We start from the raw sequence: 23,019 nt of genomic DNA on the forward strand, positions 1-23,019 counted from the left end.
TGAGGGGAGAAGTTTCCTGCTTTTGCCTTCTACTTTTTCCTTTTGCCTTGATGGCAATGAAGTTTGATTTACTGACGATTTTCCCCGGCTTCTTCCGCGGCCCGCTCGATCACGGCATTGTGCGGCGGGCGCAGGAGGCGGGACTGGTGGACGTTGCCGTGCACGACCTGCGGGCCTTTACTCGCGATCGTCATCGCACGGTGGATGACAGGCCCTTCGGCGGCGGCGAGGGCATGGTGCTCAAGCCCGAACCGCTGTTCGAGTGCGTCGAGTCGCTCGGCCTGGCGCCGCGCGGCGAGCGCCGGCGGGAAGCGGTGATCGTGCTCTCGGCGCAAGGGCGGCTGTTTCGCCAGGAAGTGGCGCGGGAGCTGGCGCAGCTGGAGCGGATTGTGCTCATCTGCGGCCGCTACGAAGGCGTAGACGAGCGCGTGAGCGAGCACCTGGCCGACCGCGAGCTGTCAGTCGGCGACTACGTGCTGAGCGGCGGCGAGCTGGCGGCGGCGATCGTGGTGGACGCCGTCACCCGCCTGTTGCCCGGCGCCCTGGGGAACGAAGCCTCGGCGCGGCAGGAGAGCTTCACCTCCGGCGCTGGCGGATATACTGGACTGGAGACGGGCGCCGCGCCCGATTCCACCTGCGGTTCCGGCGGGCTGCTGGACTATCCGCATTACACGCGGCCGGCAGACTTTCGCGGGATGAAGGTCCCCGAGGTGCTGCTGGGCGGAAACCACGACCAGATCCGCCGCTGGCGCCGGCAGAGAGCGCTGGAGAAAACGCTGCGCAACCGGCCGGAGCTGCTCCGGCAGAGCGAGCTCGCCGAAGAAGACAGGGAATTCGTGGCCCGCGTGATTGCCGAGCCGGGCGGAGAGAAGCAGTGAACCATTGCGGCGCATGGAAGGCCGCTGGCACTGAGCACAGGCCTCGACGGCCAAATGCCAGCTGCTGAGTGCCAATTGCGAATTTGAAGGCGTTAAGCGCCAGAGGAAAAGACAATGTCGACATCACCCATCATTCAACGGCTGCTCGCCAAGGTGCAGCGCACCGATATTCCCGCGTTCCGCGCCGGCGACACCATCCGCGTGCACGTGCGCATCAAGGAAGGCGATAAGGAGCGCACGCAGGCGTTCGAAGGCATCGTGATCTCGCGCACCGCGGGCCCGCAGGCCAGCTTCACCGTCCGCAAGATCAGCTTCGGACAGGGCGTGGAGCGCATCTTCCCGCTCAACTCCAAGGTGATCGACAGGATTGACGTGGTGCGCTCCTCGCGCGTGCGCCGCGCCAAGCTCTACTACCTGCGCAACCTGCGCGGCAAAGCTGCCCGCCTGCGCGAGGTGGAGAAGCAGGAAGGTGCGCCCGTTGCCGCCGCTGCGGCAGAGAACACCTAGGAGATGGTGGTGGCTTCGCCTGAGATAGCGCTGACGTCCTCGGTGCGCATTGCGCCTGACGTGATCTACCGTGACCTGGAAGACGAGGCCGTGCTGCTCGACCTCAAGACCGGCACCTACTTCGGCCTCGATCCGATGGGCACCCGCATGTGGCATCTGCTGGAAGAGAATGGCTCGCTGCAGTTGGTGGCCCAGCGCATCACCGAGCAGTACGACGTCACCGCCGACGTCTGCGAGCGCGACCTGCGGGAATTTGTGGAGCGTCTGCGGGAAAAAGGATTGGTCGAGCTGGTTTAGCAATCAGCAGTCAGCCCTCAATCCAGCCGGTGCAGGGTCGCGGTTGTTCCAAAGAAACAAAAGCCGGGCTCGCCGCCCGGCTCTTTCGTTGTGCCCTTCGTGTCGGGCCGTTGATCTTCGTCTGCGCCAGCACGAACGTCCGTGGGCTGAACGCTGACTGCTGAGTGCTGCTACTCCACGGTCACCGACTTCGCCAAATTGCGCGGCTGGTCCACATCGCAGCCGCGCTTGACCGCGATGTAGTACGCCAGCAGCTGCAGCGGCGCCACTTCCAAAATCGGCAGCAGCAGCTCCGGCGCCGGCGGCACGAACACCACGTTGTCGGCGGCTTCCTTGATCTCTTCGTCGCCTTCGGTGGCAATGGCGATCACGCGTCCTGAGCGCGCCTTCACTTCCTTCAGGTTGGAAAGCGTCTTCTCATAGCGCGTCACCGAGCCGCGGTCGTTCTTGTCGCAGGTGGCCAGGATGACGACCGGCAGGTTTTCGTCGATGAGCGCGTTGGGACCGTGCTTCATCTCGCCGGCGGGATAGCCTTCGGCGTGGATGTAGGAAATTTCCTTCAGCTTGAGCGCGCCCTCCAGCGCGATGGGGTAGTGAATTCCGCGGCCGAGGAAGAGGAAGTCGTGCGCCTTGCCGTACTCGCGCGCGAGGTCCTCGCAGACCTCGGCGTGGGTGAGCAGCGACTCCAGTTTTCCCGGAACGAGCCGCAATTCGTTCAGCAGGCGGCGCGCTTCATCGGTCTTCAGCGTGCCGCGCAACTCCGCCAGGTAAACCGCGAACAGGTACAGCGCCGTGAGCTGCGCCGTGAATGCTTTCGTCGAGGCCACGCCGATCTCCGGTCCGGCGTGGGTATAGATCGTGCCGCTGGCTTCGCGCGCAATCATGGAGCCCACCACGTTGCAGACGCCCAGCGTCTTCGAGCCCTTGGCCTTGGCCTCGCGTTGCGCCGCGATCGTGTCGGCTGTTTCGCCCGACTGCGTGATCAGCAGCGTGATGTCCTTCGGATCGATGATCGGGTCGCGGTAGCGCCACTCGCTGGCGTAGTCCACTTCGGTGGGGACCCGCGCCAGGCGCTCGATCATGAACTTGCCCGCCAGGCCCGCGTGCCAGCTGGTTCCGCAGGCGGCGATGTTGATCTTCTGCGTGGCGCGGAACTCGGCCTCGGTGATCTCCATTTCCTCCAGGTAAACGGTGCCTGAATCCGGCGAGACGCGGCTGATCATGGTGTCGCGCACGGCGCGCGGCTGCTCAAAAATTTCCTTGAGCATGAAGTGCTTGAAGCCGCCCTTTTCCGCCATGATCGGGTCCCAGGTGACGTGTTGCACCTGGCGCGAAATCGGCTGGCCGTTGAAGTCGGTGAGCTGCACGCCGGTGGCCGTGATGACCGCCAGGTCGCCGTCGGCGAGGAAGAACAGGTCGCGCGTGTGATACAGGATGGCCGGAACGTCGCTGGCCACGAAGTATTCGTCTTTTCCCAGGCCGATGACGGCCGGCGGCCCGTTGCGCGCCGCCACAATTTTGTTCGGCTCGTCTACTGTGATGACCGCCAGCGCGAAGACGCCGGTCAGCTCGCGCACCGTGCGGCGCACCGCTTCTTCCAGCGCCATGTGCCCGTGGCCGTTGCCGCCGCTGGAGGCCAGGTGCTTCTCCACCAGGTGCGCGATCACTTCCGTATCGGTCTCGGTGACGAACTTGTGTCCCTGCTCGGCCAGCTTGCGCTTCAGCGAGAGGTAGTTTTCGACGATGCCGTTGTGCACCACCACCACGCGGCCGGTACAGTCGCGGTGCGGGTGGGCGTTCTCTTCCGTGGGACGTCCGTGGGTGGCCCAGCGCGTGTGTCCAATGCCGTAGGTGCCGTCGAGCGGCTTGAGGCGGATGGCCTCTTCCAGGTTGCGCAGCTTGCCTTCGGCTCGGCGCACCTGGAGCCCTTCGCCGTTGCCGGCGACCGCGATGCCTGCCGAGTCGTACCCGCGATACTCCAGCCGTCGCAGCCCGTCCACGATGACCGGCACCACGCGCTTCTTACCGACGTATCCCACTATGCCGCACATAAAAACACTCCCGTGCCGCGTGAGGGCGCGAATGCTAAGTCGCTGAAAAAGCGGGCCTGACGATTAGGTGAGAGCCGCCCAAACGCAGCTTCATACATGTCCAGCTTCATTATGGGCCAACCACGGCCAGATTGACAGGCGCAAGCCCGGTTACCGACGTTACCGGGAGTGGACAGGAAGGTAACCACGAAGCGCCCCACGTTCGCGTCGGCTTGCGTGCGGCGCTATCGTGGGGTAATGATGGCTGGCGCAACCGCTGCTGCTCGCGTCACCCTTCATGTGCCTTTCGTGTCCTTCGTGTGAACCGCTCTTACCCAACTCAGCACCGGGCCTGCACGGCCAAATGCCAAGTGCTAACTGCCAACCGCCGGGCAGCCAAGCTGCGCCTCACTCCTCGATCCGGTAGCTGAACTCCTCGATGACGGGGTTGGTAAGCACGTCGCGCGCGATCTTCTCCACCTGCGCCTGCGCCTGGGCGCGGTCCACGCTTTCGCCGAGGGCGATCTCGAAGAACTTGCCCTGGCGGACATCGCTCACCGACCGGTAACCCATCTTCTTGAGCGCGCCCTGGATGGTTTTCCCCTGCGGGTCGAGCACCGACTTTTTCAGCGAAACGTAAACGTAAGCTTTCATTCGCTCCTGAGTAATCCGCGTTCATCCGCGTTGATCCGCGGTAGGGTCTTACAGCCCGAACAGCTCGCGAAGCCGCCGGGTCTGCGCGCGGCTCACCGGCACTTCCGTCTGCTTCTTGTCGTCCATGCGCAGCTGGTAGCTCGACTTGAACCACGGCACCACTTCTTTAATGCGGTTCACGTTCACCAGGTACGAGCGGTGCGCGCGCCAGAACAGTTTCTGGTCGAGCGAGGTAAGCAGCTCCTCCAGCGTCCGGCAGTTCGACTGGCCCTCCATGCCGCTGGCGGTCACCACCGTGATCACGCCGTCTTCGATGGAGGCGTAGCAGATGTCTTTCTGGTCCGCCAGGAACAGCCGGCCGCCGGCGCGCAGCACGATCTTGCTCGACCTCGCCTGCTGCGATTGCTGCGCTTCCAGCATGTGCACGAGGGCGTCCAGGCGCTCGCTCGAGGGCGCTTCGTTGTGCAGGTTGCGCCGCGCCTTTTGTACCGCCTGCAGCACGCGCTTCTTGTCGAAGGGCTTGAGCAGGTAGTCAACCGCGTTCACCTCGAACGCCTTCACCGCGTACTGATCGAAAGCGGTGGCGAATACGAACTGCGGCAGCGGCGTCTTCTTCTCGATGAGCTTCTTGATGACGCCGAAGCCGTCGAGCCCCGGCATCTGCACGTCCAGAAAAACAAGGTCGGGCGCATGCTCGCGGATCAGGCTCACGGCCTCGAGGCCGTTCTTGCCCGTGGCGACAACCTGCAGGTCGTCCACCGACTTGAGCAGATAGGCGAGCTCGTCGCGCGCCGGCTGCTCGTCGTCCACGATCATGGTTGTCAGCGGCATATGGCTGGCCAGAACAGAAAAGTATAGATGATGGACAGAAGGCATTTCACACGAAGGACACGAACGTCTCACCAAGGCCGCTCACCGAAGCTGCTTTGTGTGCCCTCTGCGTCCGTTGTGTGAAACGCCTTTGCTCTTATTCGCCCGCGCTGGCGGCGATTTGCAGGATTTGCGGCGCAGCGGGTGCGACTGCTCGCTGCGCATCCACCAGTTCCAGCTGCAGTCCGCCGCCGAATTCCTGGCTGACGTTTTTCTCCACGCGAAACGCAATGTCGAGCGTGTCGCCGGTGAGCAACGGCGATTCGTGGAACAACTCTGCCATGCGCCAGCCCACGGCATCGAAGCTGCGATGCGTCTTGCGATCGCCCGCCGTGGGCTGCTGCAGGCGCAGCTTCAAATGTTTCTCCTTGAGCACGCGCGGAGGCAGAACCAGGCGCGCGCCGCGCGCCGCGAACGTGGGCTGCGGGTTGCCGATGCCGAACGGCTCCATCTGCCGAAGAAGCTCGTAGAACTCCGGCGTCACGGCGTGAATCGGCAGTTCGGCGTCAATCGCGACCCGGGGCTCAAAGTCCGCCGGCGTGAGCCGCGCCCGCGCGTGCTTGTCGAGCGCAGATCGCAGCTCGCCGATACGTTCGCTCGGCAATGAGAACCCGACTGCATGCGCGTGTCCGCCGAAGCGCGTAAACAGCGTGCGGCACGATTCCAGCGCTTCCAGCAGATGAAAACGAGAAATGGACCGGCCCGAGCCGTGCGCTTCGCCGGTATCGTCGCGGGCGATGACCAGTGCCGGACGCCCGTACCGCTCCACCACGCGCGTGGCGGCGATGCCGATCACGCCACGATGCCAGCCGTCGCCGTCCACCACCAGGCAGTAGGGCTCGCGCGCGCCGGGTTCGGCCAGCAGCTTCTCGATCTCCTCGATGATGCGCGCCTCTTCCTGCTGGCGCTCACCGTTGAGCTGGTTGAGCTTCTCCGCCAGCTCGCGCGCGCGGGCCGCGTCGCGCGTGCTGAACAGCTCGACCACGTCGCGGGCCACATCCATGCGCCCGGCTGCATTGAGCCGCGGCCCCAGGCGGAAAGCGATGTCGGCGGAGGTCAGCCGTCGCGAAACGTCCACCGTCGCAACTTCGATCAGCGCCTTCAGCCCGGCATTCACCGGCGAGCGCAAGCCATCCAGCCCGAGCGCGGCGATGACGCGGTTCTCGCCGGTGAGCGGCACCGCGTCGGCCACGGTGGCGATCGCCACCATCTTCAGGAACGACTTCAGCAGCGCGTCGATCTGCACGGCGCGCGTGAGTATGGCGTCGGGCGAAGTAAGCAGCGCCTGCGCCAGCTTGAATGCCACGCCCGCGCCGCACAGCGCCTTGCACGGATACTCGCAGCCGCTCTGGTTGGGGTTCAGCACGGCAAGCGCGCGCGGCGCCTCACCCTCCTCCGGCAGGTGATGATCGGTCACGATCAGGTCCACGCCCAGCCGCGCCGCCGCTTCGGCCGCCGACATGGCGCGAATGCCCGTATCCACGCTGATGATGAGCCGAACGCCCTCGGCCGCGGCGCGCTCAATCACGTCTTCGCGCATGCCGTAGCCTTCGCGGATGCGGTGCGGCACGTGGAACTCAGCCGCGCCGCCGCACAACTCGATCGCCGCTTTCAGAATGACGATCGCGGTGGTGCCGTCCACGTCGTAGTCGCCGTAGATCAGGATTTTTTCCTGGCGCGCGATGGCGGCCAGCAGGCGCGACACCGCCGCGCGCATTCCGGTCATGAGAAACGGTGAATGCAGGCGGTCGAGGGCAGGGTGCAGGAATTCGTCGGCGGCTTCCGCCGTCACCATCCCGCGAATCGCAAGCAAGCGCGCCAGCACCGGCGGAATGCCGACGGCGGTCAACGACGCCACGGCGCCATCGTCGGCAGCTCGCAGGTCCCAGCGCATGTGTGCCAGATTAGCTCAACTTGCCGCCGCGCGACGAGCCGCGCGCAATCGGGGCGCGATATCATCGTGAGGCGCCGCTTCCGTCATGCCGACGCCGCAAGTCCTCTACCGCGATCTAGCCTACGTTTTCGTTGCCGCCGTGTGCGGCGGGCTGGCGGCCCGCGCGTTGCGCCAGCCGCTCATTCTTGGCTACGTGCTCGCCGGCATCCTGATCGGCCCGTTCACGCCCGGGCCGACCGTCGGCGACCTTCACGCCCTCGAGCTGCTGGCCGAGATCGGCGTCATCCTGCTGATGTACTCGATCGGCATCGAGTTCTCGTTTCGCGATCTGCTGGAGGTGAAGTGGGTAGCGCTGCTGGGCGCGCCCCTGGGGATCGCGCTGTCGATCGGGATCGGGCTCGCCGTGGGACGCATCGCCGGCTGGAGCACGCTGCCAAGCGTCGCCATCGGGGCCGTGGTCAGCGTGGCCAGCACCATGGTCCTGTCGCGCCTGCTGATTGACCGCGGTGAGCTGCGCAGCCAGCACGGCCGCGTGATGATCGGAATCACGCTGATGGAAGACGTGGCCGTGGTCATGCTGACCGTGCTGCTGCCGGCCATGAATGCGCCGGGCGGAAACCAGCTCCCGGCGCTGATGCGCAGCATTGGGCTTGCTCTGGCCCTGATCGTGCCGCTGGCATTCGTGGCCGCACGGGTGGCGCCGCCGCTGCTGGCGCGCGTGGCCGCAACCGGCTCGAAGGAACTGTTCGTGCTTGTATCGGTGGCGCTCGGCTTCGCCACGGCCGCCGTGACGCAGGCGCTCGGACTGTCGCTCGCTCTGGGCGCGTTCCTCGCCGGCCTGGTGATCAGCGGTTCGGAGTACGCGCATCGCACTCTCGCCGACCTGCTTCCGATTCGCGACGTGTTCGTGGCGCTCTTCTTCGTCACCATCGGGGCGCTTGTCAACCCAGGTGTGCTGCTGTCCCATCCCGCGCTGCTCGCCACTCTCCTGCTGATGATCGTTCCCGGCAAATTCGTGATCTGGACGGCGGTCGTTCGCCTGTTTCGCTCTCCCCTGGCGACGGCCGTTCGCGTGGGCATCGGACTCACGCAGATCGGCGAGTTCTCCTACGTCCTGATCAGCGTTTCGCGGCGCGCCGGGCTCGTGGACGACGCCGTGTATCACGCCACGCTCACCGCCTCACTGGTTTCAATTCTCGCCAATGCGGCGCTGATGCGGCTGGTTGGGGTGGGCAAGCGCGGGCCGGTCATGGCTCAATAAGGTCTCTCGTCGTCCTGGTCGGTCTCGTCGCTCACCATGCCGCCGAACTCTTCGGCCATTTCCATCAGGCGCTGATAGCGCTCGTACCATTCGGTGGACGATTCGAACACAAAGACCAGTCCCTGGTGCGACCAGCCGAGCTGCACGAAGCCTGTCTTGCCGACGTGGGTGCGCAGCCACTTGGCCTCGTCCACTTCGTCGTCGTCGGCGAAGTGCGAGTTGCGCAGCGTGTCGATCACGTAGTCCAGGTCTTCACGCGAGAGCGTGAACGAATTCATGGTGAGGAACGGGGAGCCGCTGGCCTTGGCGAGCTCGACGAAGTCTTTCCAGCTGTCGGGATTGTCGCCCGCGTCGAAAGGCACGCAGGGGACCTCCTCCGAGTTCACGAACCCGGAGTAGCGGCGCATGCCGTGGCCTTCGATGAAGGCGGTCATGTCTTCTTTGAGGCCGGTGAGGTCGTCGTGCATGTGGTCATCATACTCCCGCGTGCCGATTGCGTGCGCCCGGCAACATGCACTACGCTACGCCCGAGTGGCCGCCGGCGCGCCATCACGAGAGGCATCGCAAACGGGCGCGCGACTGCCGAGTCTCGACGGACTGCGCGGCCTCTCCATCGCCTTCGTGCTCGTCTCGCACGCCGCGCTGCCCCTGGCGGGCGCAAACCGCATCGGCCTGCGGCTGCTGGAGTGGATGGGCGCGCTCGGCGTCTCGGTCTTCTTCATCATCTCGGGATTCCTGATCACCTACCTGCTGCTCCAGGAAGAAGACCGCTACCGGCGCTTCAGCCTGCCGCGCTTTTACCTGCGCCGCGTCTTCAGAATCTTTCCCGCTTACTACGTGTTTCTCGGCGCGACGGCGGCCGCGGCCAGCGTCGGCTGGATGCTGGTTTCCCGGCGCGACCTGCTGGCGGCGTCCACTTTTCTGTGGAACTACTGGCCGGGCGGCGGCGGATGGAACCTGGCGCACACCTGGTCGCTGAGCGTGGAGGAGCAGTTTTACCTGCTGTGGCCGGTCACGCTGCTGCTTGCCGGGCGGCGACACGCGTTGAAAATCTCAACGGCCCTGATCGTGCTGGCGCCCTTTGTCCGCGTGGCGACCTACTTTCTGGCTCCCGCCTGGCGCGGACATATCGGCATGATGCTGCACACGCGCGTGGACAGCCTGATGTTCGGTTGCGCGCTGGCCCTGGTGTGGGATTCGGATGGGTTCGCGCGCGTGCGGCCGCGGCTCTTCCGTCCGGCCCTGCTTTGGCTGGCGCTGCTTGCGCTCCTGCTGGCCTCCCCGGCGCTGACGATTGCTTTGGCCGGCCGCTACACACTGGCGGCGGGATTCTCGCTGCAGGCGCTTTGCGCCACGCTGCTGCTGGCCTGGTGCGTGAGCGAATGGCGGAGCGCGGCGGGACGCGTGCTCAACGCGCGTCCGCTGGTGCATCTGGGGCTGATCTCTTACAGCCTCTACCTGTGGCAGCAGCCGTTTGCCCGGCCTGACGGCTGGTTCGCGCTCCACGGGCCGCTCGGCATCCTGCTGCCGGCGGTGCTGGCGGCGGAGGTCTCGTATTTCGTGGTCGAACAGCCGTTCCTTCGGCTGCGCAGCAGGATTGAAGCGCGGCTTCCGCCACGCCCCCGCGCCGCCGCAGCCGTCGCCGCGGCGCAACCTATGCCGGTTGAAGGACAGCTTCCGTGAGCCGCGGCTGGCGGGCCGTGGCGATCGCGATGACCGCCCTGGCGCTGCTGCTGGGCGCGGCGCTGTTTGTCCTGTGGCGCCGGCACGAGCGTTTGCGCGCGCTCAGCCGCGACTGGGCCGGCGTAACTGTCTATGCCGAAGTCAATCGACGCGATGCGGCAGGGCAGGGCGGATTCGTGCTGATCGGCGACTCCATCGCCGAGCGCTGGCAATTGGATCAGAGCTTCCCGCGACAGCGCGCGTTGAACCGCGGTCTTTCCAGCCAGAACACCTCGCAGGTGCTGGCGCGCTTCCGCAGTGACGCCCTCGAGCTGCATCCGCGCGCCATCGTCGTACTGGCCGGCAGCAACGACCTGGCGGCCGGAACGGCGTTGCCCGAAGCCGTCACGCGCGGCAACTTCCAGTCCCTGGCCGAGCTGGCGCGCGCACAGAGCGTAAAGCTGGTGGTCGTCTCTGTGCTGCCCACTTTTCCCGACGCCAAAGGCCTCCCCTGGCGCTCGAACGACCGCATTGCCGAGCTGAACCGCTGGCTCCGTGACTTCGCCGCGAAGCAGGGAATTGAATACGCCGACTGCTACAGCGCGATGGTCGCGCCCGGCGGCCAGTTGCGCCGCGAGTTCTCCGACGACGGGCTGCATCCCAACGCCGCCGGTTTCCGCGCCATGACGCCCATCGTTCAGGCGGCGCTCGACCGCGCCCTGCGCTGAAGCGAAGGCCCTGCCGCCTGCTCGCTGCTGGCCACGGCGAAGAGGGTTTGGCCAGCAGCAAGCGGCCGGAAACCGGCAGCGTTTTTCAGCTGTGCTAAACTCGAAGGTTCCACGACGGCGCGCATGCTCTTCTCCAGGGAATATGTGGGCTACCTGGCCCGCGAGATCACAAAAAAGCTGATTGCCGGTGAGTTCATCGAGACCTCGGACGTCCCGGCGGCGACCGAGCGCGTCAACGCCGCGCTGATGGAAGAGCTCACCGTCGAAGACCGCATCAACGACGACGTGCGCAAAATCCTCGAGCAATACTCGGAAGAAATGGCGCGTTCCGGCGCCAATTACCAGGAAATGTTCAAGAAGATCAAGAACGAGCTGGTCCGGAAATACAAGGCGGTGCTCTAAGTGCGTTTATCGCGCGACAAGGTGAACAAGCTGGCGCACGCGGTGAGCGACGCGCTCGCCGAAATGGACGCCGTCGAGTTCATCGAGGACCGCAACAGCATTCGCCTGGAAGTGCGCCGCCTGCTGGAGGAGCTGCTGGCGCAGGAAGCGCGCATTGATGCCGCCGCGCGCGCCAAGATCGAGTCGCAGCGCCGCACCATCATGGAGGGCTCCCAGGAGTGGGACATCCTCTACCGCAAGTACTACACCGAGGAAGTGAAAAAGCTCGGGATCTGAGAGGACGTCCCAGATCCCGGTTTCCATTCTCTAGCGGTTGCAGTTGGCGCGCGCCCGCTCCAGTTGCTGGCGCCATTTCTCCGCCTGGCGGCTGTGCTCGCCATGCTTCCGCACTGCTTCGCGCAGGTGCGCCTCGTCGCGGCGAATCTTCTCTTCACAGTTTTTGCGGCGTGCGCGAGCGAACGCCGGCGAAGCGCTGCCCATCAACAAAAGAACAGCAAGGAATGCTGCTCCGATCTTCGTAACCCGATGCTGCAACATCTCTCCTCCTGATTTGGAAAAAACCTGTAGCTGACAACCCGCCCCGGCGACGGGAGTTGCGCAATCCGCCCCCACCACGTTCGCGCCGAGGTTTGTGCGGCGCTAACCTGCGGCAGCCGCGCTCCAACGCCCGCCTCCGATCGCCGCGTATCGCCGGGCCCATCCCGCAACTGGCAACCGCCAACCGGCAGCTGGCAACCGCACTTCCGCCTTCCGGCACGCAACTCTTGCCCTCCGGCCGTGTATTCAGCTAGAAACGTATCCCTTCAATTCTTCAGGAGAGGCCCTCGCGATGAAGTTCCACCGATTCGTGTTGATGTTGGCCGCCGTACTGGCGCTGTTCGGCGCGGCGCTTTCGCAGGTTGGCGGGGTTACGCCGGGTCAAAGCGTCACGCCGCCGCCTCCGCCCCGACCGCCCGCGACTGCACCCGCCGTTCCGCCTCAGGAGCCCACGGCCGAAAAGCAGTTCAAGAACATCCAGGTGCTGAAAGACCTGCCCGCATCGGAGCTCATTCCCGTGATGACGGTGGTGAGCGCGTCGCTCGGCGTAGGCTGCGACCACTGCCACGTCACCGCGCCCGAGCGCAAGTTCGAGGCCGACGACAAGAAGCCCAAGCAGGTCGCGCGCGACATGATGCGCATGGTCTTCGACATCAACAAGAACAATTTTGGCGGACGCACCGAGGTCACCTGCAACACCTGCCATCGCGGCAGCCATGACCCGGTCGCCGTCGCGTCTTTCGGCATGATCCCCAGCACCGAAGGCGCGGACGAGCACGACCATGCGGCGCAGGGCCTGCCCGCCGTCGCCGAACTGCTCGACAAGTACATCGCCGCGCTGGGCGGCGCTTCGGCGATCCAGGGATTGCACAGCCGCGTTTCCCGCGGAGTGCTGCTGCACGCCAGGTTTGAGAACACAGGCGGAACGCAGAAGGTGATCAATCGCGGCGCCTCCGACCCGTTCGAAGTCGCGCAAGTCGCCAACAAGATCGCCTACAGCGGCGGCGTCAGCCAGGTGTACGACGGCAGCAACGCCTGGGTGAACACGCCCCGCGGACCGCGTCCGATGAACGCGCAACAGACCGCCACGATTGCCGCCAATGGCAACCTTCAGGCTGCACTCGCGCTGAAAGAGCGCGCCGCCCGCCTCCGCGTGGTGGGCAGAGAAGCGGTGGATTCCAAAGACGCCTACGTCGTCGGCGGACCGTGGCTCGATGGCCGCCGCGCCCGCTACTTCTTCGACGCGCAGTCGGGGCTGCTGGTGCGTCGCATCGTCTACTCGCCCACGCCCGTCGGGCCGTTCCCCGAGCAGATCGACTACTCCGACTATCGCGACGTCGGCGGAGTGAAAGTGCCGTTCACCGTCAAACACACTTTCCTGGAAGACGATCGCCAGGGATACACCGAGAAGTACAACGAGGTGAAGAACAACGTCACCGTTGACGAAGCCAGGTTCCAGCCGCCGCCGCCCGCGCAGCCCCAGCCGGCGAGCAAGTAGGCGGCGTTCATCGGCAGGTCAGAAATTGAGGCGGCGCCCGGTTTCATCCGGGCGCCGCTTTTCTGCTCAGGCGGGCCTATTGCGAGATCGCGTTTACGAAGTTCAGCGCGTTGGGTGTGCCCACGCCGGTCACGTTGTCCCAGCCGGGGCCCGTAGCCAGCGAAGTATCCGTTCCGAACGTGATCACGAACCAGCGCGTTGAGAACGGACTGTTGTAGATGGCGCTGAAGGAATCGGTGGTGCTGCCCAGCGGCGCGGCCAGCGCATTGGGTTGGTGCTCCCGCGTACGCGTCTCCGGCTGTAAAAACGGCAACTCGCCTCGCAGAAAGTACCGGATTCAGCCGCTTCCGCGCTGCAAGGCTATCAGCCCAATCGGTTGATTTTCAAGCCACTTACGTGATCGTCGTCGTTGGCATGAGCGTTGCTCTCACCTCCGGCGTTGCAGGAGTGTGCCATGTACGAGAACGGACCCCTCCCCCAGACTTCAGGTTCCAAAGCGGCGTTGGCGGTCGTGCTGGTGGCCGTGCTTTCCCTGGCCGGCCTCGGCGTTTTCGCGCTGCGTGAGCGCAACCAGGCCAGCCGCATGGCGGCCCAGAACCAGGAACTCGTCGCCGCGCTCAAAGACACCCGCTCGCAGGTTGACAGCGTGACCGCGCGGCTCGACCAGATCACCGCGGCGCAGCAGAAGGCCCAGCAGGACCTCGCTGCCGCCCGTCAGCAGGCGCGCCACGTGACCGTGCAGCGCCGCCGCGTCGACGACTCGCGCTGGAAGCAGATGCAGGCCAAGCTCGACGAGCAAGGCAAAGCGCTGGAGTCCACCCGCGCCGACCTGACCAACGCGCTGAACGGCGCCAAGACCGAGCTGGGCAATTCCATCGCCCGCACTCATGACGAGCTGGTCGTGTTGCAGCGGCGGGGCGAGCGCAACTACTACGAGTTCGATCTCGACAAGTCGAAGAACTTCCAGCAGGCCGGCCCGTTCGGCCTGAGCCTCCGCAAGGCCAGCACCAAGGACAAATACGCTGATCTGAAGATGATCGTTGACGATGCCCAGCTTACCCAGAAGCACGTCAACCTGTATCAGCCGGTCGTCTTCTATGCCGGCGAGAGCGGGCAGCCGGTCGAACTGGTGCTGAACAGCGTGACCAAGAACCACGTGCACGGCTACATCAGCGAGCCCAAGTACAAGCAGGCCGAGCTGACGGCGATGCAGCAGTCCGCAACCGGCGCGCCGCAGGGCGACGCAGCCGCGCAATCGGCGCCTCCGCTCCGCAAGCGGCTGCCCAGTCCGGCCCCGCCCCCAACCCGGTAACAGTTTTTCCACTCACGGCAAAGGGCCGCGGCGCGAGCCGCGGCTTTTTGTGCGTTGCCGTGTTCTGCGCCGCCGCTCGCTTGCAGGAGCGCTTGCCCCAAAATCGTGTCAAGCCCCCGGCCGCTGCCGGTCTCGGCCAAACACCTGGAAACACGCCAAATAAAAACTCGCGCCGCCTTCCCATTTGCCTGCGCCGATTTGCTACGCTGAAAGTAAGGCCGGCGAATGGCGGCCGCCGCTCGGGGCTTGCGCTTTGAAAACCAGGTCGCGAAAACAAACGGCTTAAGACCTCGGTCTTAAGTCCGCCCAGCTCTGCGTTTTACCGGGAAACAGGCCGGCAAGCGATTGAAAACACTGGAAGCCAAGGGGGGCGCCTAACAACGCTACTGCAGGCGGCTCTTCAGTAGTTCCGCCAGCTCCGTGTCGTGCTGCGCCGCCGCTACGCGCCAAGCCTCGACGCTTACGGCAGCGGCCGCCCGCCGCAGGCGACGAGAAGAAGAAGACCTGCGGTGACCGCAAGTCGCGGGCCCGTGACTCGCCCCAGTACCAGCTTCGGCATGGCGCAACAGAGTACCGCAAGCTGTCGCTCATGCGGACCGAAACGTAACAGCGTTCCAGATTCAGAACGGAGCGGAGGCGAGACTCAACCGTCGACAGCCGGGAGCTGACAGCCGGAAACCAGCCGTCGTGAACTGAGGTCCGAGAACTGAGGACCGAGGACCAACTGCCATCTGGCAACTGCCAACTGGCAACTGTCTCACCGTCCGCGCATCATGCCCGCCAGCGCGCGCGGGTTGAAGCCGCCGCGGCCGGCCTGCTTGAACATCTTGCGCATCTGGGCGTACTGGCGCAGGAGCTGATTGACCTCCTGCACGCTCGTGCCCGAGCCGCGCGCGATGCGCCGCCGCCGGTTGCCGTTGATCACCTCGTGGTGGTCGCGCTCGTAGGGCGTCATGGAGTTGATGATCGCCTCCACCCGGACGAGTTCTTTCTCGCCCACCTTGTCGGCCACCTGCTGCATGTTGGCGAACGCGCCCACGCGCGGCAGCATGCCCATGATGTTGGACAGCGACCCCAGCTTCTTCACCTGGCGAAGCTGGTCGCGGAAATCTTCAAGCGAGAAGCCGTCCCCGGAGAGCGCCTTGGCCGCGAACTGCTGAGCTTTTTTCTTGTCGAGCTTCTGCTCGGCCTGCTCGATGAGCGAGAGGATGTCGCCCATGCCGAGGATGCGTGAAACGATGCGGTCGGGATGGAACGGCTCCAGCGCCTCGTACTTTTCGCCCACGCCGATGAACTTGATCGGCTGCCCGGTGACCTGCCGGATGGAGAGCGCCGCGCCGCCGCGCGCGTCGCCGTCCATCTTGGTGAGCACCACGCCGGTGAGCGAGAGCTTCTCGTGAAATTCGCGGGCCGAGTTCACCGCGTCCTGCCCGGTCATCGAGTCGGCCACGAACAGGATTTCCGCGGGCGCTAGCAGCTTCTTGAGCGACTGCATCTCGTCCATCAGCTGGTCGTCAATGTGCATTCGGCCCGCGGTGTCGACGATGAGCACGTCGCAACCGGTGTTGACGGCTTCGCGGCGCGCTTCCTTCGCCAGCCGCTCGACGGTCGCGGTGTTGGCCTGGTCAACCTGGCCTTCGTACAGATGCGCCTTAATGGCCTGCGCCACGATCTTCAGCTGCTCGCGCGCCGCGGGACGATACACGTCCACGGAAACCAGCAGCGGGCGATGTCCGCCGTTCTTGAGCCAGTGCGCCAGCTTGCCTGACGTGGTTGTCTTGCCCGAGCCTTGCAGGCCCGCCATCAGCATCACCGTCGGCGGCTGCGAGGCGAACTTGAGCTTGGCGGTGTCCTGCCCGAGCAGCGCGACCATCTCGTCGCGCACGACTTTCACGACCTGCTCGGCGGGCGAGAGCGAAGCCATCACCTCCTGGCCGAGGGCCTTGGCGCGGATGCGCTCGATCAGCTCTTTGACAACTTTGAAATTGACGTCGGCCTCCAGCAACGCGAGGCGGATTTCCTTCAGCGACTCGCCGATGTTCTCCTCGGTGAGCGTGCCCTGTCCGCGAAGGTTCCTGAACGCCTTCTGAAGTTTTTCTGAGAGATTCTCAAACATGGGTTGCCAGTTGCCGGTTCCCAGTCCTCAGATGCAGCGCGAACCCGACCGGAAGAGACAATTGTAGCAGCGGGTTCCCGGCCATTGACTTGATGGTTATCAGCAATTATTGTGGCCCTACACTCGGAAAGGAGGGGATCCAGCAGATGATTTCAGACAGTAGATGCAGGAGTGAGGTGTCTGAGGCTTAGAGCCGCTCGCTCTTTGTCGTAGCGAACCGTGTTGGAATCGTTCGCTGGGGCCCACCGCTGAGAACGCGCTTCCGCACTACGCGCGGAATGCCGCGATCGCGGCCGAGTGAGCGCCTCAGGCCAATCCCAACAGGCTACCGGTGGCCCGCGATGAGTTTGTCTCGCGGGCCACGCTATTTGCGGCCGAAGGCCGCAGTCGCGCTCGGTACTGGGCCGCGCGGTCCTCGGTACAGCCTCTAATATCGCCAGCTCGTCAGGTCCGCTCCGGGCGGCGCCGACTCCTCGATGTGCTTCAGGATCATCGGCACATACATGGTGTTGTAGCGCAGCCGCGAGATGTGGTTCGGCTGCGTCGGATCGCCGTTCCAGCAGTGCTCGGCGCCGATGCCGTACTTCACCTCGGCGTTCGCCGGCGGATTCGCCGTGCTCTTCAGGAAGTCCTCGGTCAGCTTCACCGCGTGATCGAGGTAGTAGTTGTCGAGCGTGCCGCAATACAGGTGGATCTTCCCGCTCAGCCTGGGCCCGAGCCTGGCCCAGTCGCGCTGCATGATGGAGCGCAGGTCGAAGTTGTCTCGCCAGTACTCGGCAACGCTGGGATCAATGTCACCCGTCACTTTGTCGAAGATGCGCTTGGGATAACCGTCCGTACCGACGGGCGAGAACACCGCTTCCCAGATGTCCCACTGCTGCCCGCTGCGTGATTTGGTCCCCAGCGCCAGCTCGTAATAGTTCATGTCCTGCATGGTCGCGTTCGGGATGTCGCGATAGTCGCGGTGTCCGGGCAGCGGAACACGCTTGTGCGTGCCCTCCAGGTAGTACGCGTTCTTGTCTTCGTAGATGTTCACCACCGTGAACGCGCGGAAATCAATCGGGTCGGGACACGCCGCAAACGCGGCGTTGTACATGTCGGGATAGAACACCTTCGACGCCAGCGCCTCCCATCCGCCGGTCGAGCCGCCGTACAGAAACCGCGCCCAGCCCTGCCCGATGCCGCGGAAGCGCCGTTCGATCTCGGGAACCAGCTCGTAATTGATCGCGTCGCCATACGGACCCAGGTTCGCCGAGTTCACCGCGTACGAGTCGTCATAGAACTGGTTTGCGTGCTGGATCTCAACGACGAGAAAGCGCGGAAAGTCCTTGCTCGTCCACGTCTGGTAGAAGCGGTACGCCTCCTCCTGCTGGATGCGGTTGTAGCCGGAGATGCGGAAGCGCTCGCTGTAGTCCGGCTTGAGGTTCGGATCGGGCGGCTCGGTGCGGAAGTTGCTGATGTCGGCGGGGAAGTGGCCGTGAAACACCATGAGCGGATAGCGCGCGTCAGGATGGTCGTCGAAACCTTCCGGCAGCAGCACGTGCGCCCCAAGATAAACCGGCTTGCCCCAGAACTTGGTCAGCCGCTCGCTCTGGATGCGGATGTGCTTCACGTACTTGGTGTCGGCCGGCTGCGGGATCGGAGGAATCTCTTCAGAGAGCTGGAGCGCAATGCGCCCGTTGGCCTCCACGCGCGCCTTCTGCGGCTTGCTGAACAGGTTCCCGGGCGCGCGGTTCCATTGGCGTCCCTCGCCGCGATCGGTCGGCAGCTTTAGGACGTGCCCGTCGGCGCGATGGAACGTCTCGTATTTATCGAGCAGCGCCTGCACGGTGTACTCGCCGGGCTTGATGTCGCGGAATGAGCGAATCGGATAGCCGAATACGCCGGTGCTGTCGGCCGTGACTGTGCGCGCCTCGCCCGGCTTCCAGTTCTCCACGTCGAGTCCGAACACGATCTGCGTTTTCGGGCTGTCGTTGATCTGGAAGCGAGGTTCGTCGGCCGGATCGGTGGAGAGCAGCAGCAGCAGGCGGCCATCGAGCGGCGCCGTTGCGCGCGGCGCGTCGAGCGTGACCACGAACGAAACGCCGTTCGTGCGCTGCGCTTCGGCAACGACCGCGAACAGCAGAACAAATCCGAGCAAGAGCAGGCGTGAACTCATCCGTGTTCCTCGTGCAGAGAGGTTGCTTGCAACGTCTCGCGTCCGCGCGGGCGGCGCACAACCTGCGCTCCGCGCGGCTTTCGGCGGACAAGTATAAGGGCGAGAAGGCGGCTACGCTGCCGCGAATACCTCGCGCGCGGCCACAACCGTGTTGCAGTGGATAGTCACAGTGTCCTCCACCCGCCGCGCGTAGCCGCCCGCGTAGGTGACCATCACGGGCACGCCGCGCGCTTTCGCGGCGCGGAACACCAGCTCGTCACGGCGCTTTAATCCTTCGATGGTCAGGCCAAGTCCGCCGAGCTGGTCTTCGCGATAGGGATCAGCGCCGGCGATGTAGCAGATCAAATCCGGCGTGAACTGGCGGAAGGCGGAGCCGAGCGCGTTGTCGAGCCAGGCGAGATAATCGGAGTCGCCAATGCCGTCGGGCAGGTTCACGTCGATCGAAGAGGCGGGTTTCCACTCCGGATAGTTGTTCTGCTGGTGCAGTGAGATGGTGAAGACGTCGCCGATCTGGTCCGGCGTGGCGGCCTTCATCTCGCCGCGCGCCAGCGTGCCCAGCGCACCCGCTGACCACGAAAGCAACGGCGCGGCGCTGCCGGCGCGCGCCGAAAAAATTGCGGCCGTGCCGTTGCCGTGATGGACATCGCAGTCCACCGTCATGGCGCGTTTGATCTTGCCGTCGTGCTGCATGCGGCGGATGGCGACCGCAACATCGTGAATCATGCAAAAGCCCTCGCCGTGGTTGGGAAAGGCGTGATGGAATCCGCCGCCGACGTTCACCGCCACTCCGTTTTGGAGCGCCAGCTCGGCGGCGCGAATGGAGCCGCCCGCTGCCAGCCAGAACGCCTGCACCAGCTCGGGCGAGTAGGGGACCTCCAGTTGCATCTCCTCCATCGGGGAGAGAGTTCCCGTCCTCAGCTTGTGGACGTACTCCGGCGTGTGCACGCGAAGGATGTCTTCGTCGCTCGCGGGCTGCGGCTCGATGAAGTCTCCGGCGGCTGCGACTTTGGCTGCCAGGAGCCGCCGCTGAATCAGCCGGTACTTGGCGGCAGGGAAGACATGCGCGCCGATGGGCAGGAAGTATCCGTCGCCGTAGACGAGCTTGAAGGGAAGCACGAGAACAGTTTCGCGTTTCCAGTTTCCCGTTTCAAGCTCCGCGCCCTTGCGGCTGTGAGCGGTCGAAGGGCGACGATGGGAGCTTTGGGAAACAGGCAACGGGAAACGAACAACGGCACGAGCAGCAGTTTCCGACTTCTCGTCCTTCGCATCTCACCGGTTCGGGAGACTTCATGGGGATCATGAACGCGCTGCGGGAGGCCGAGGAAAAGAGCAGGCAGGCGGCGCGCCGTGGCAGAGAGCGGGTGCGCGCCACCTGGGACGAAACCGAACGCGTGCTGCGCCGCAAGATGCGCATTCGTCCGAAAAAATCGGCGCCGGAAAACGCTGGCGAAGCGCAGCGCAACACATCGGTGCGGTCCACGACCGAGCGCAAGCCGATCGTTTCCGTGCACGGTCGCGATCTGAGCGAAGCGGAGCTGCGCCAGCGGAACATCGCGTGAGGCCCAATCGGACGACCTTGCGATCGGATGAATCTAGCGGGTGCGGTTGGAAATCGCTACCGGTTGCGCTTTTCCTTGGACGAGGCCGGCGGGGGTGCAATGGCCGTGGTCCGCCGGACGGGAACCAGTGCGCCACGGGCTGCGTCGGGATGCTGCCCGGCGCGCGCGATGACTTCCTGCTGGATGTATCCCACAAAATCCTGAATCTGGCGCTGCATCTCTTCCATGCGCTCGCGCATTTGGAGGATGATCGCAATCCCCGAAATGTTCACGCCCAGGTCGCGCGCCAGCGACAGAATGAATTCCAGCCGCGCCAGGTCTTCTTCGGTGTAGTAGCGCGTGTTGCCCTCCGAGCGCGACGGCTTCAGCAGACCCTCGCGCTCGTACAGGCGCAGCGTCTGCGGATGGATGCCGTACATTTCGGCTACCGCCGAGATCATGTACGCGCCTTTGGATTTGCGCTTCGTCATAGTTCAACTTCAAACCGCAGAGTACGCGGAGGACGCAAAGACTTCATTTCTTTTCCCAACCCGCTGCGGGCTGCGGTCGCGGCCGCAAGTCGGTTCATTCGGCGCAATGCAACCGAATCTCGCCTACGGACTCGGTGTCTCCGCGGTTCGACCGTTGTTACACCTGCTTCCACAGTTCGGCCCTTGGATCGTCCGGGTTCAGCTTTGCCAGCTCGCGCAGCAGCTCTTTTGTCTTCTCGTCGCGCGGGGCGGGGACGATGATCTTAACTTCCACGATCTCGTCGCCGCGTACGCCATCACGCGTCGCCGAGGGTACGCCCTTTTCGCGCAGGCGCAGCTTCTGTCCGGACTGCGTGCCGGGCGGAATCTTGAGCAGCGCGCGGCCGTCGATGGTCGGCACTTCAATCTTCGCGCCGAGGCCGGCTTCCGTAGCGCTCACCGGCACGGTGATGCGAATGTCGTCGCCCTCGCGGCGGAAAACGGGATGCTCGCCGGCGCGCACAATGATGTAGAGGTCGCCGGGCGGGCCGCCGTGACGTCCTGCATTGCCCTTGCCGGCGAGCCGGATGCGCTGCCCGTCGCGCGTGCCCGCCTTGATTCGGACTTCCAGCGGTTCGGTGCGGTTCACCACGCCTTCGCCGCGGCACACCGGACAAACGGTCCGGTTCTTACCCGTGCCGCCGCAGCGCGGGCACGTCACGTTGAACTTCATGCGTCCGCCCTGCTGCGTGACCTGGCCGGCGCCGTTGCACTGCGGACACGGCCCCGGTTGTTCGAGAAATCCGACGCCGTGGCAGTTCGAACATGTGTCCTGGCGCGTGATGCTGAGGCGCAGCACGGCGCCGCGGATCGCCTGCCAGAAGTCCACAGTGACCTGGTATTCGAGGTCGCTGCCCGGCTCCGGGCCTTCGGGCTGCACGCCGCCACGATTGAAGATGCTGGAGAAGATGTCGCGGAACCCGCCCGCCCCGCCGCCCGTAGTGCGCGTGCGAGCGCGTCCGCCTCCACCCTCGAACAGGTCGGAGAAGTCGAAACCGCTGAAGTCGAAACCGCCGCCCTGAGCGCCGCCAGCGCGCGCGCCTCCGGTGTAGCCGCCGCCAAACCCGCCCGGACCGGGGCCGCCGGGCTGTCCGCCACCGCGCGCGTACGCTTCGGCCGTTGCCGGATCAATGTTGTCGCTGTAGAAGCCGAGCTGATCGTAAATCCTGCGCTTCTTGGGATCGCTGAGGACGTCGTGCGCTTCCGAGATCTGCTTGAACTTTTCTTCCGCGGTCTTGTCGCCGGGATTGACGTCGGGGTGATACTTGCGCGCCAGCTTGCGAAACGCCTTGCGGATGTCCTCCGTGCTGGCGGACTTTTTGACGCCGAGCGCGCCGTAATAGTCTTTTTGGGCGGTGGTGGCCATTGTTGGTTACGTCAACAACTTCACGTGCTCCAAATCCCCACGGTCGAGTCATCCTCAGGGCGCGTTTTGTGCGGCCGAAGGACCCGGCGAGTTCTGCACGGCGACGCGGCGCAAAGTTTCCAACGATGCTGCTCGGGCAAGCTTGCCATGATGTAAACCCACCCGGTGCAGTACCCGGTGCGAATTCTCTTGATCGGCGTCGTCGTGCGCACTGGCGTGGGATCCCCCGCTCAGGATGACTCAACAAAGGTGGCGCTGATCTGAACGTTTCGACTCCGGTCTCTACTTCTGCTCTTTTTCCGGCGCCTTCGTCGCCTGCCACGCCACCGCCTGCCACTGTTCGTTGCGGCGGAGGAACGTGCCGGTGTTGCGGTAATACGCGGTTTCCTCGCGCCCGGCGATGTTCGTCTTGGCGATCAGACGGAAGTTGACCACGGCGGTATCGCCCCACTGGCGCACGGTGATGTCGTCGGCATCGTACGCAGTCGCGGCGCGTTCGGCGGCACGCGGCTCATCGAAACTACGCATTATGTCGGCCTTGGTGATGGTCACGCCGGCCGAGCGCGTGTAGAGCACGTCGTCGGCGAAGAAGCGCTGGAAAACCGCGCGGTCGTTCACCGACGCGGCGTGCAGAAACTGGCGCAGCAGCCTGGTCAGTTCGGGCGCGGCGGGCGCTTGCGCGGCATCGGCAAGCGCTGCTGCCGGCGATCCGGAGAGCGCCAGCACGAGCAGGAAGGGCAACAGCCGGGACGAGACTCGCGACATTCTTCTCCTCGCTATT

Annotated in this window: 22 protein-coding genes and 1 pseudogene; 10 read left to right on the plus strand and 13 right to left on the minus strand. The window is 64.8% G+C overall.

Features of this window, described 5'->3' with window-relative positions; translation table 11 throughout:
- Window positions 1-56 precede the first annotated feature (56 nt).
- The 3 genes from trmD to VFA60_08260 all read left to right on the plus strand — a co-directional run bounded on the left by trmD (window position 57) and on the right by VFA60_08260 (window position 1,682).
- Window positions 57-878 carry a tRNA (guanosine(37)-N1)-methyltransferase TrmD gene (gene trmD, locus VFA60_08250; GenBank protein HZQ91766.1) on the plus strand — a complete coding sequence of 274 codons (822 nt, stop codon included), beginning with the start codon at window positions 57-59 and terminating at the stop codon, window positions 876-878.
- A 114-nt stretch (window positions 879-992) separates the two neighbouring features.
- Entirely contained in the window at window positions 993-1,385 is a 393-nt protein-coding gene (rplS, locus tag VFA60_08255; GenBank protein ID HZQ91767.1) for a 50S ribosomal protein L19, read from the plus strand.
- Window positions 1,386-1,394: 9 nt separating this feature from the next.
- On the plus strand, window positions 1,395-1,682 hold the full coding sequence (locus tag VFA60_08260) for a PqqD family protein (protein HZQ91768.1): 288 nt from the start codon (window positions 1,395-1,397) through the stop codon (window positions 1,680-1,682).
- A 170-nt stretch (window positions 1,683-1,852) separates the two neighbouring features.
- On the opposite strand, the gene glmS is transcribed toward VFA60_08260, so the two are convergent.
- From glmS to recJ, 4 genes are all read right to left on the minus strand, one after another.
- Window positions 1,853-3,733: a glutamine--fructose-6-phosphate transaminase (isomerizing) gene (glmS, locus tag VFA60_08265; GenBank protein ID HZQ91769.1), complete on the minus strand. Its 1,881-nt coding sequence runs from the start codon at window positions 3,731-3,733 to the stop codon at window positions 1,853-1,855.
- A 387-nt stretch (window positions 3,734-4,120) separates the two neighbouring features.
- Window positions 4,121-4,366 (minus strand): phosphoribosylformylglycinamidine synthase subunit PurS, encoded by a 246-nt coding sequence (purS, locus tag VFA60_08270; protein HZQ91770.1) that lies wholly within the window; start codon window positions 4,364-4,366, stop codon window positions 4,121-4,123.
- A gap of 48 nt (window positions 4,367-4,414) precedes the next feature.
- The gene (locus VFA60_08275) at window positions 4,415-5,197 is read right to left on the minus strand and encodes a LytTR family DNA-binding domain-containing protein (GenBank protein HZQ91771.1); all 783 of its coding nucleotides are present in this window, start codon (window positions 5,195-5,197) and stop codon (window positions 4,415-4,417) included.
- Between the two features lie 136 nt (window positions 5,198-5,333).
- A complete protein-coding gene (gene recJ, locus VFA60_08280; GenBank protein ID HZQ91772.1) occupies window positions 5,334-7,130 on the minus strand; it encodes a single-stranded-DNA-specific exonuclease RecJ in 1,797 nt (598 codons plus the stop codon).
- A gap of 85 nt (window positions 7,131-7,215) precedes the next feature.
- Here recJ and VFA60_08285 point away from each other — a divergent pair, with 85 nt between their 5' ends.
- Window positions 7,216-8,391, plus strand: a complete 1,176-nt coding sequence (locus VFA60_08285) for a cation:proton antiporter (GenBank protein HZQ91773.1) — start codon at window positions 7,216-7,218, stop codon at window positions 8,389-8,391.
- On the opposite strand, the gene VFA60_08290 is transcribed toward VFA60_08285, so the two are convergent.
- Window positions 8,385-8,858, minus strand: a complete 474-nt coding sequence (locus tag VFA60_08290; protein HZQ91774.1) for a hypothetical protein — start codon at window positions 8,856-8,858, stop codon at window positions 8,385-8,387. The genes VFA60_08285 and VFA60_08290 overlap by 7 nt on opposite strands.
- A gap of 64 nt (window positions 8,859-8,922) precedes the next feature.
- On the opposite strand from VFA60_08290, the gene VFA60_08295 reads away from it, so the two are divergent.
- From VFA60_08295 to VFA60_08305, 3 genes and pseudogenes are all read left to right on the plus strand, one after another.
- Complete coding sequence (locus VFA60_08295) at window positions 8,923-10,074, plus strand: acyltransferase (GenBank protein ID HZQ91775.1); 1,152 nt, start codon at window positions 8,923-8,925, stop codon at window positions 10,072-10,074.
- Window positions 10,071-10,781, plus strand: coding sequence for a GDSL-type esterase/lipase family protein (locus VFA60_08300; protein HZQ91776.1), 711 nt, complete (start codon window positions 10,071-10,073; stop codon window positions 10,779-10,781). Before VFA60_08295 ends, VFA60_08300 begins: the two co-directional genes overlap by 4 nt.
- Window positions 10,782-10,904: 123 nt before the next feature.
- Window positions 10,905-11,459: pseudogene (locus tag VFA60_08305) on the plus strand (DUF507 family protein).
- A gap of 30 nt (window positions 11,460-11,489) precedes the next feature.
- On the opposite strand, the gene VFA60_08310 reads toward VFA60_08305, so the two are convergent.
- The gene (locus tag VFA60_08310) at window positions 11,490-11,795 is read right to left on the minus strand and encodes a hypothetical protein (GenBank protein HZQ91777.1); all 306 of its coding nucleotides are present in this window, start codon (window positions 11,793-11,795) and stop codon (window positions 11,490-11,492) included.
- A 217-nt stretch (window positions 11,796-12,012) separates the two neighbouring features.
- Here VFA60_08310 and VFA60_08315 point away from each other — a divergent pair, with 217 nt between their 5' ends.
- Window positions 12,013-13,218, plus strand: a complete 1,206-nt coding sequence (locus VFA60_08315) for a c-type cytochrome (GenBank protein HZQ91778.1) — start codon at window positions 12,013-12,015, stop codon at window positions 13,216-13,218.
- 76 nt (window positions 13,219-13,294) lie between these two features.
- Here the strand turns inward: VFA60_08315 and VFA60_08320 are convergent, their stop codons facing one another.
- The gene (locus tag VFA60_08320) at window positions 13,295-13,531 is read right to left on the minus strand and encodes a hypothetical protein (GenBank protein ID HZQ91779.1); all 237 of its coding nucleotides are present in this window, start codon (window positions 13,529-13,531) and stop codon (window positions 13,295-13,297) included.
- Between the two features lie 141 nt (window positions 13,532-13,672).
- Here VFA60_08320 and VFA60_08325 point away from each other — a divergent pair, with 141 nt between their 5' ends.
- Window positions 13,673-14,530: a hypothetical protein gene (locus VFA60_08325; protein HZQ91780.1), complete on the plus strand. Its 858-nt coding sequence runs from the start codon at window positions 13,673-13,675 to the stop codon at window positions 14,528-14,530.
- A gap of 757 nt (window positions 14,531-15,287) precedes the next feature.
- On the opposite strand, the gene ffh is transcribed toward VFA60_08325, so the two are convergent.
- The 3 genes from ffh to VFA60_08340 all read right to left on the minus strand — a co-directional run bounded on the left by ffh (window position 15,288) and on the right by VFA60_08340 (window position 19,920).
- Window positions 15,288-16,646 (minus strand): signal recognition particle protein, encoded by a 1,359-nt coding sequence (gene ffh / locus VFA60_08330; GenBank protein ID HZQ91781.1) that lies wholly within the window; start codon window positions 16,644-16,646, stop codon window positions 15,288-15,290.
- 427 nt (window positions 16,647-17,073) lie between these two features.
- Complete coding sequence (locus VFA60_08335) at window positions 17,074-18,804, minus strand: carboxypeptidase-like regulatory domain-containing protein (GenBank protein HZQ91782.1); 1,731 nt, start codon at window positions 18,802-18,804, stop codon at window positions 17,074-17,076.
- Between the two features lie 111 nt (window positions 18,805-18,915).
- Window positions 18,916-19,920, minus strand: a complete 1,005-nt coding sequence (locus VFA60_08340) for a histone deacetylase (GenBank protein ID HZQ91783.1) — start codon at window positions 19,918-19,920, stop codon at window positions 18,916-18,918.
- A 173-nt stretch (window positions 19,921-20,093) separates the two neighbouring features.
- Here VFA60_08340 and VFA60_08345 point away from each other — a divergent pair, with 173 nt between their 5' ends.
- Complete coding sequence (locus tag VFA60_08345) at window positions 20,094-20,363, plus strand: hypothetical protein (GenBank protein HZQ91784.1); 270 nt, start codon at window positions 20,094-20,096, stop codon at window positions 20,361-20,363.
- A 56-nt stretch (window positions 20,364-20,419) separates the two neighbouring features.
- Here the strand turns inward: VFA60_08345 and VFA60_08350 are convergent, their stop codons facing one another.
- From VFA60_08350 to VFA60_08360, 3 genes are all read right to left on the minus strand, one after another.
- Window positions 20,420-20,833: a helix-turn-helix transcriptional regulator gene (locus VFA60_08350; GenBank protein ID HZQ91785.1), complete on the minus strand. Its 414-nt coding sequence runs from the start codon at window positions 20,831-20,833 to the stop codon at window positions 20,420-20,422.
- 157 nt (window positions 20,834-20,990) lie between these two features.
- Window positions 20,991-22,238 carry a J domain-containing protein gene (locus tag VFA60_08355; protein ID HZQ91786.1) on the minus strand — a complete coding sequence of 416 codons (1,248 nt, stop codon included), beginning with the start codon at window positions 22,236-22,238 and terminating at the stop codon, window positions 20,991-20,993.
- 282 nt (window positions 22,239-22,520) lie between these two features.
- Window positions 22,521-23,003 (minus strand): nuclear transport factor 2 family protein, encoded by a 483-nt coding sequence (locus tag VFA60_08360; GenBank protein ID HZQ91787.1) that lies wholly within the window; start codon window positions 23,001-23,003, stop codon window positions 22,521-22,523.
- Window positions 23,004-23,019 lie beyond the last annotated feature (16 nt).

The organism is Terriglobales bacterium (assembly GCA_035651995.1).
Lineage (GTDB): Bacteria > Acidobacteriota > Terriglobia > Terriglobales > Acidobacteriaceae > DASRER01.

Coding starts and splice junctions, on each gene's coding strand:
- VFA60_08285 (HZQ91773.1), top strand. CDS start 7,216: ATGCCGACGCCGCAAGTCCTCTACCGCGATCTAGCCTACGTTTTCGTT.
- VFA60_08335 (HZQ91782.1), bottom strand. CDS start 18,804: ATGAGTTCACGCCTGCTCTTGCTCGGATTTGTTCTGCTGTTCGCGGTC.
- recJ (HZQ91772.1), bottom strand. CDS start 7,130: ATGCGCTGGGACCTGCGAGCTGCCGACGATGGCGCCGTGGCGTCGTTG.
- VFA60_08360 (HZQ91787.1), bottom strand. CDS start 23,003: ATGTCGCGAGTCTCGTCCCGGCTGTTGCCCTTCCTGCTCGTGCTGGCG.
- trmD (HZQ91766.1), top strand. CDS start 57: ATGAAGTTTGATTTACTGACGATTTTCCCCGGCTTCTTCCGCGGCCCG.
- VFA60_08290 (HZQ91774.1), bottom strand. CDS start 8,858: ATGCACGACGACCTCACCGGCCTCAAAGAAGACATGACCGCCTTCATC.
- VFA60_08355 (HZQ91786.1), bottom strand. CDS start 22,238: ATGGCCACCACCGCCCAAAAAGACTATTACGGCGCGCTCGGCGTCAAA.
- VFA60_08275 (HZQ91771.1), bottom strand. CDS start 5,197: ATGCCGCTGACAACCATGATCGTGGACGACGAGCAGCCGGCGCGCGAC.
- VFA60_08345 (HZQ91784.1), top strand. CDS start 20,094: ATGGGGATCATGAACGCGCTGCGGGAGGCCGAGGAAAAGAGCAGGCAG.
- glmS (HZQ91769.1), bottom strand. CDS start 3,733: ATGTGCGGCATAGTGGGATACGTCGGTAAGAAGCGCGTGGTGCCGGTC.
- purS (HZQ91770.1), bottom strand. CDS start 4,366: ATGAAAGCTTACGTTTACGTTTCGCTGAAAAAGTCGGTGCTCGACCCG.
- VFA60_08325 (HZQ91780.1), top strand. CDS start 13,673: ATGTACGAGAACGGACCCCTCCCCCAGACTTCAGGTTCCAAAGCGGCG.
- ffh (HZQ91781.1), bottom strand. CDS start 16,646: ATGTTTGAGAATCTCTCAGAAAAACTTCAGAAGGCGTTCAGGAACCTT.
- rplS (HZQ91767.1), top strand. CDS start 993: ATGTCGACATCACCCATCATTCAACGGCTGCTCGCCAAGGTGCAGCGC.
- VFA60_08315 (HZQ91778.1), top strand. CDS start 12,013: ATGAAGTTCCACCGATTCGTGTTGATGTTGGCCGCCGTACTGGCGCTG.
- VFA60_08350 (HZQ91785.1), bottom strand. CDS start 20,833: ATGACGAAGCGCAAATCCAAAGGCGCGTACATGATCTCGGCGGTAGCC.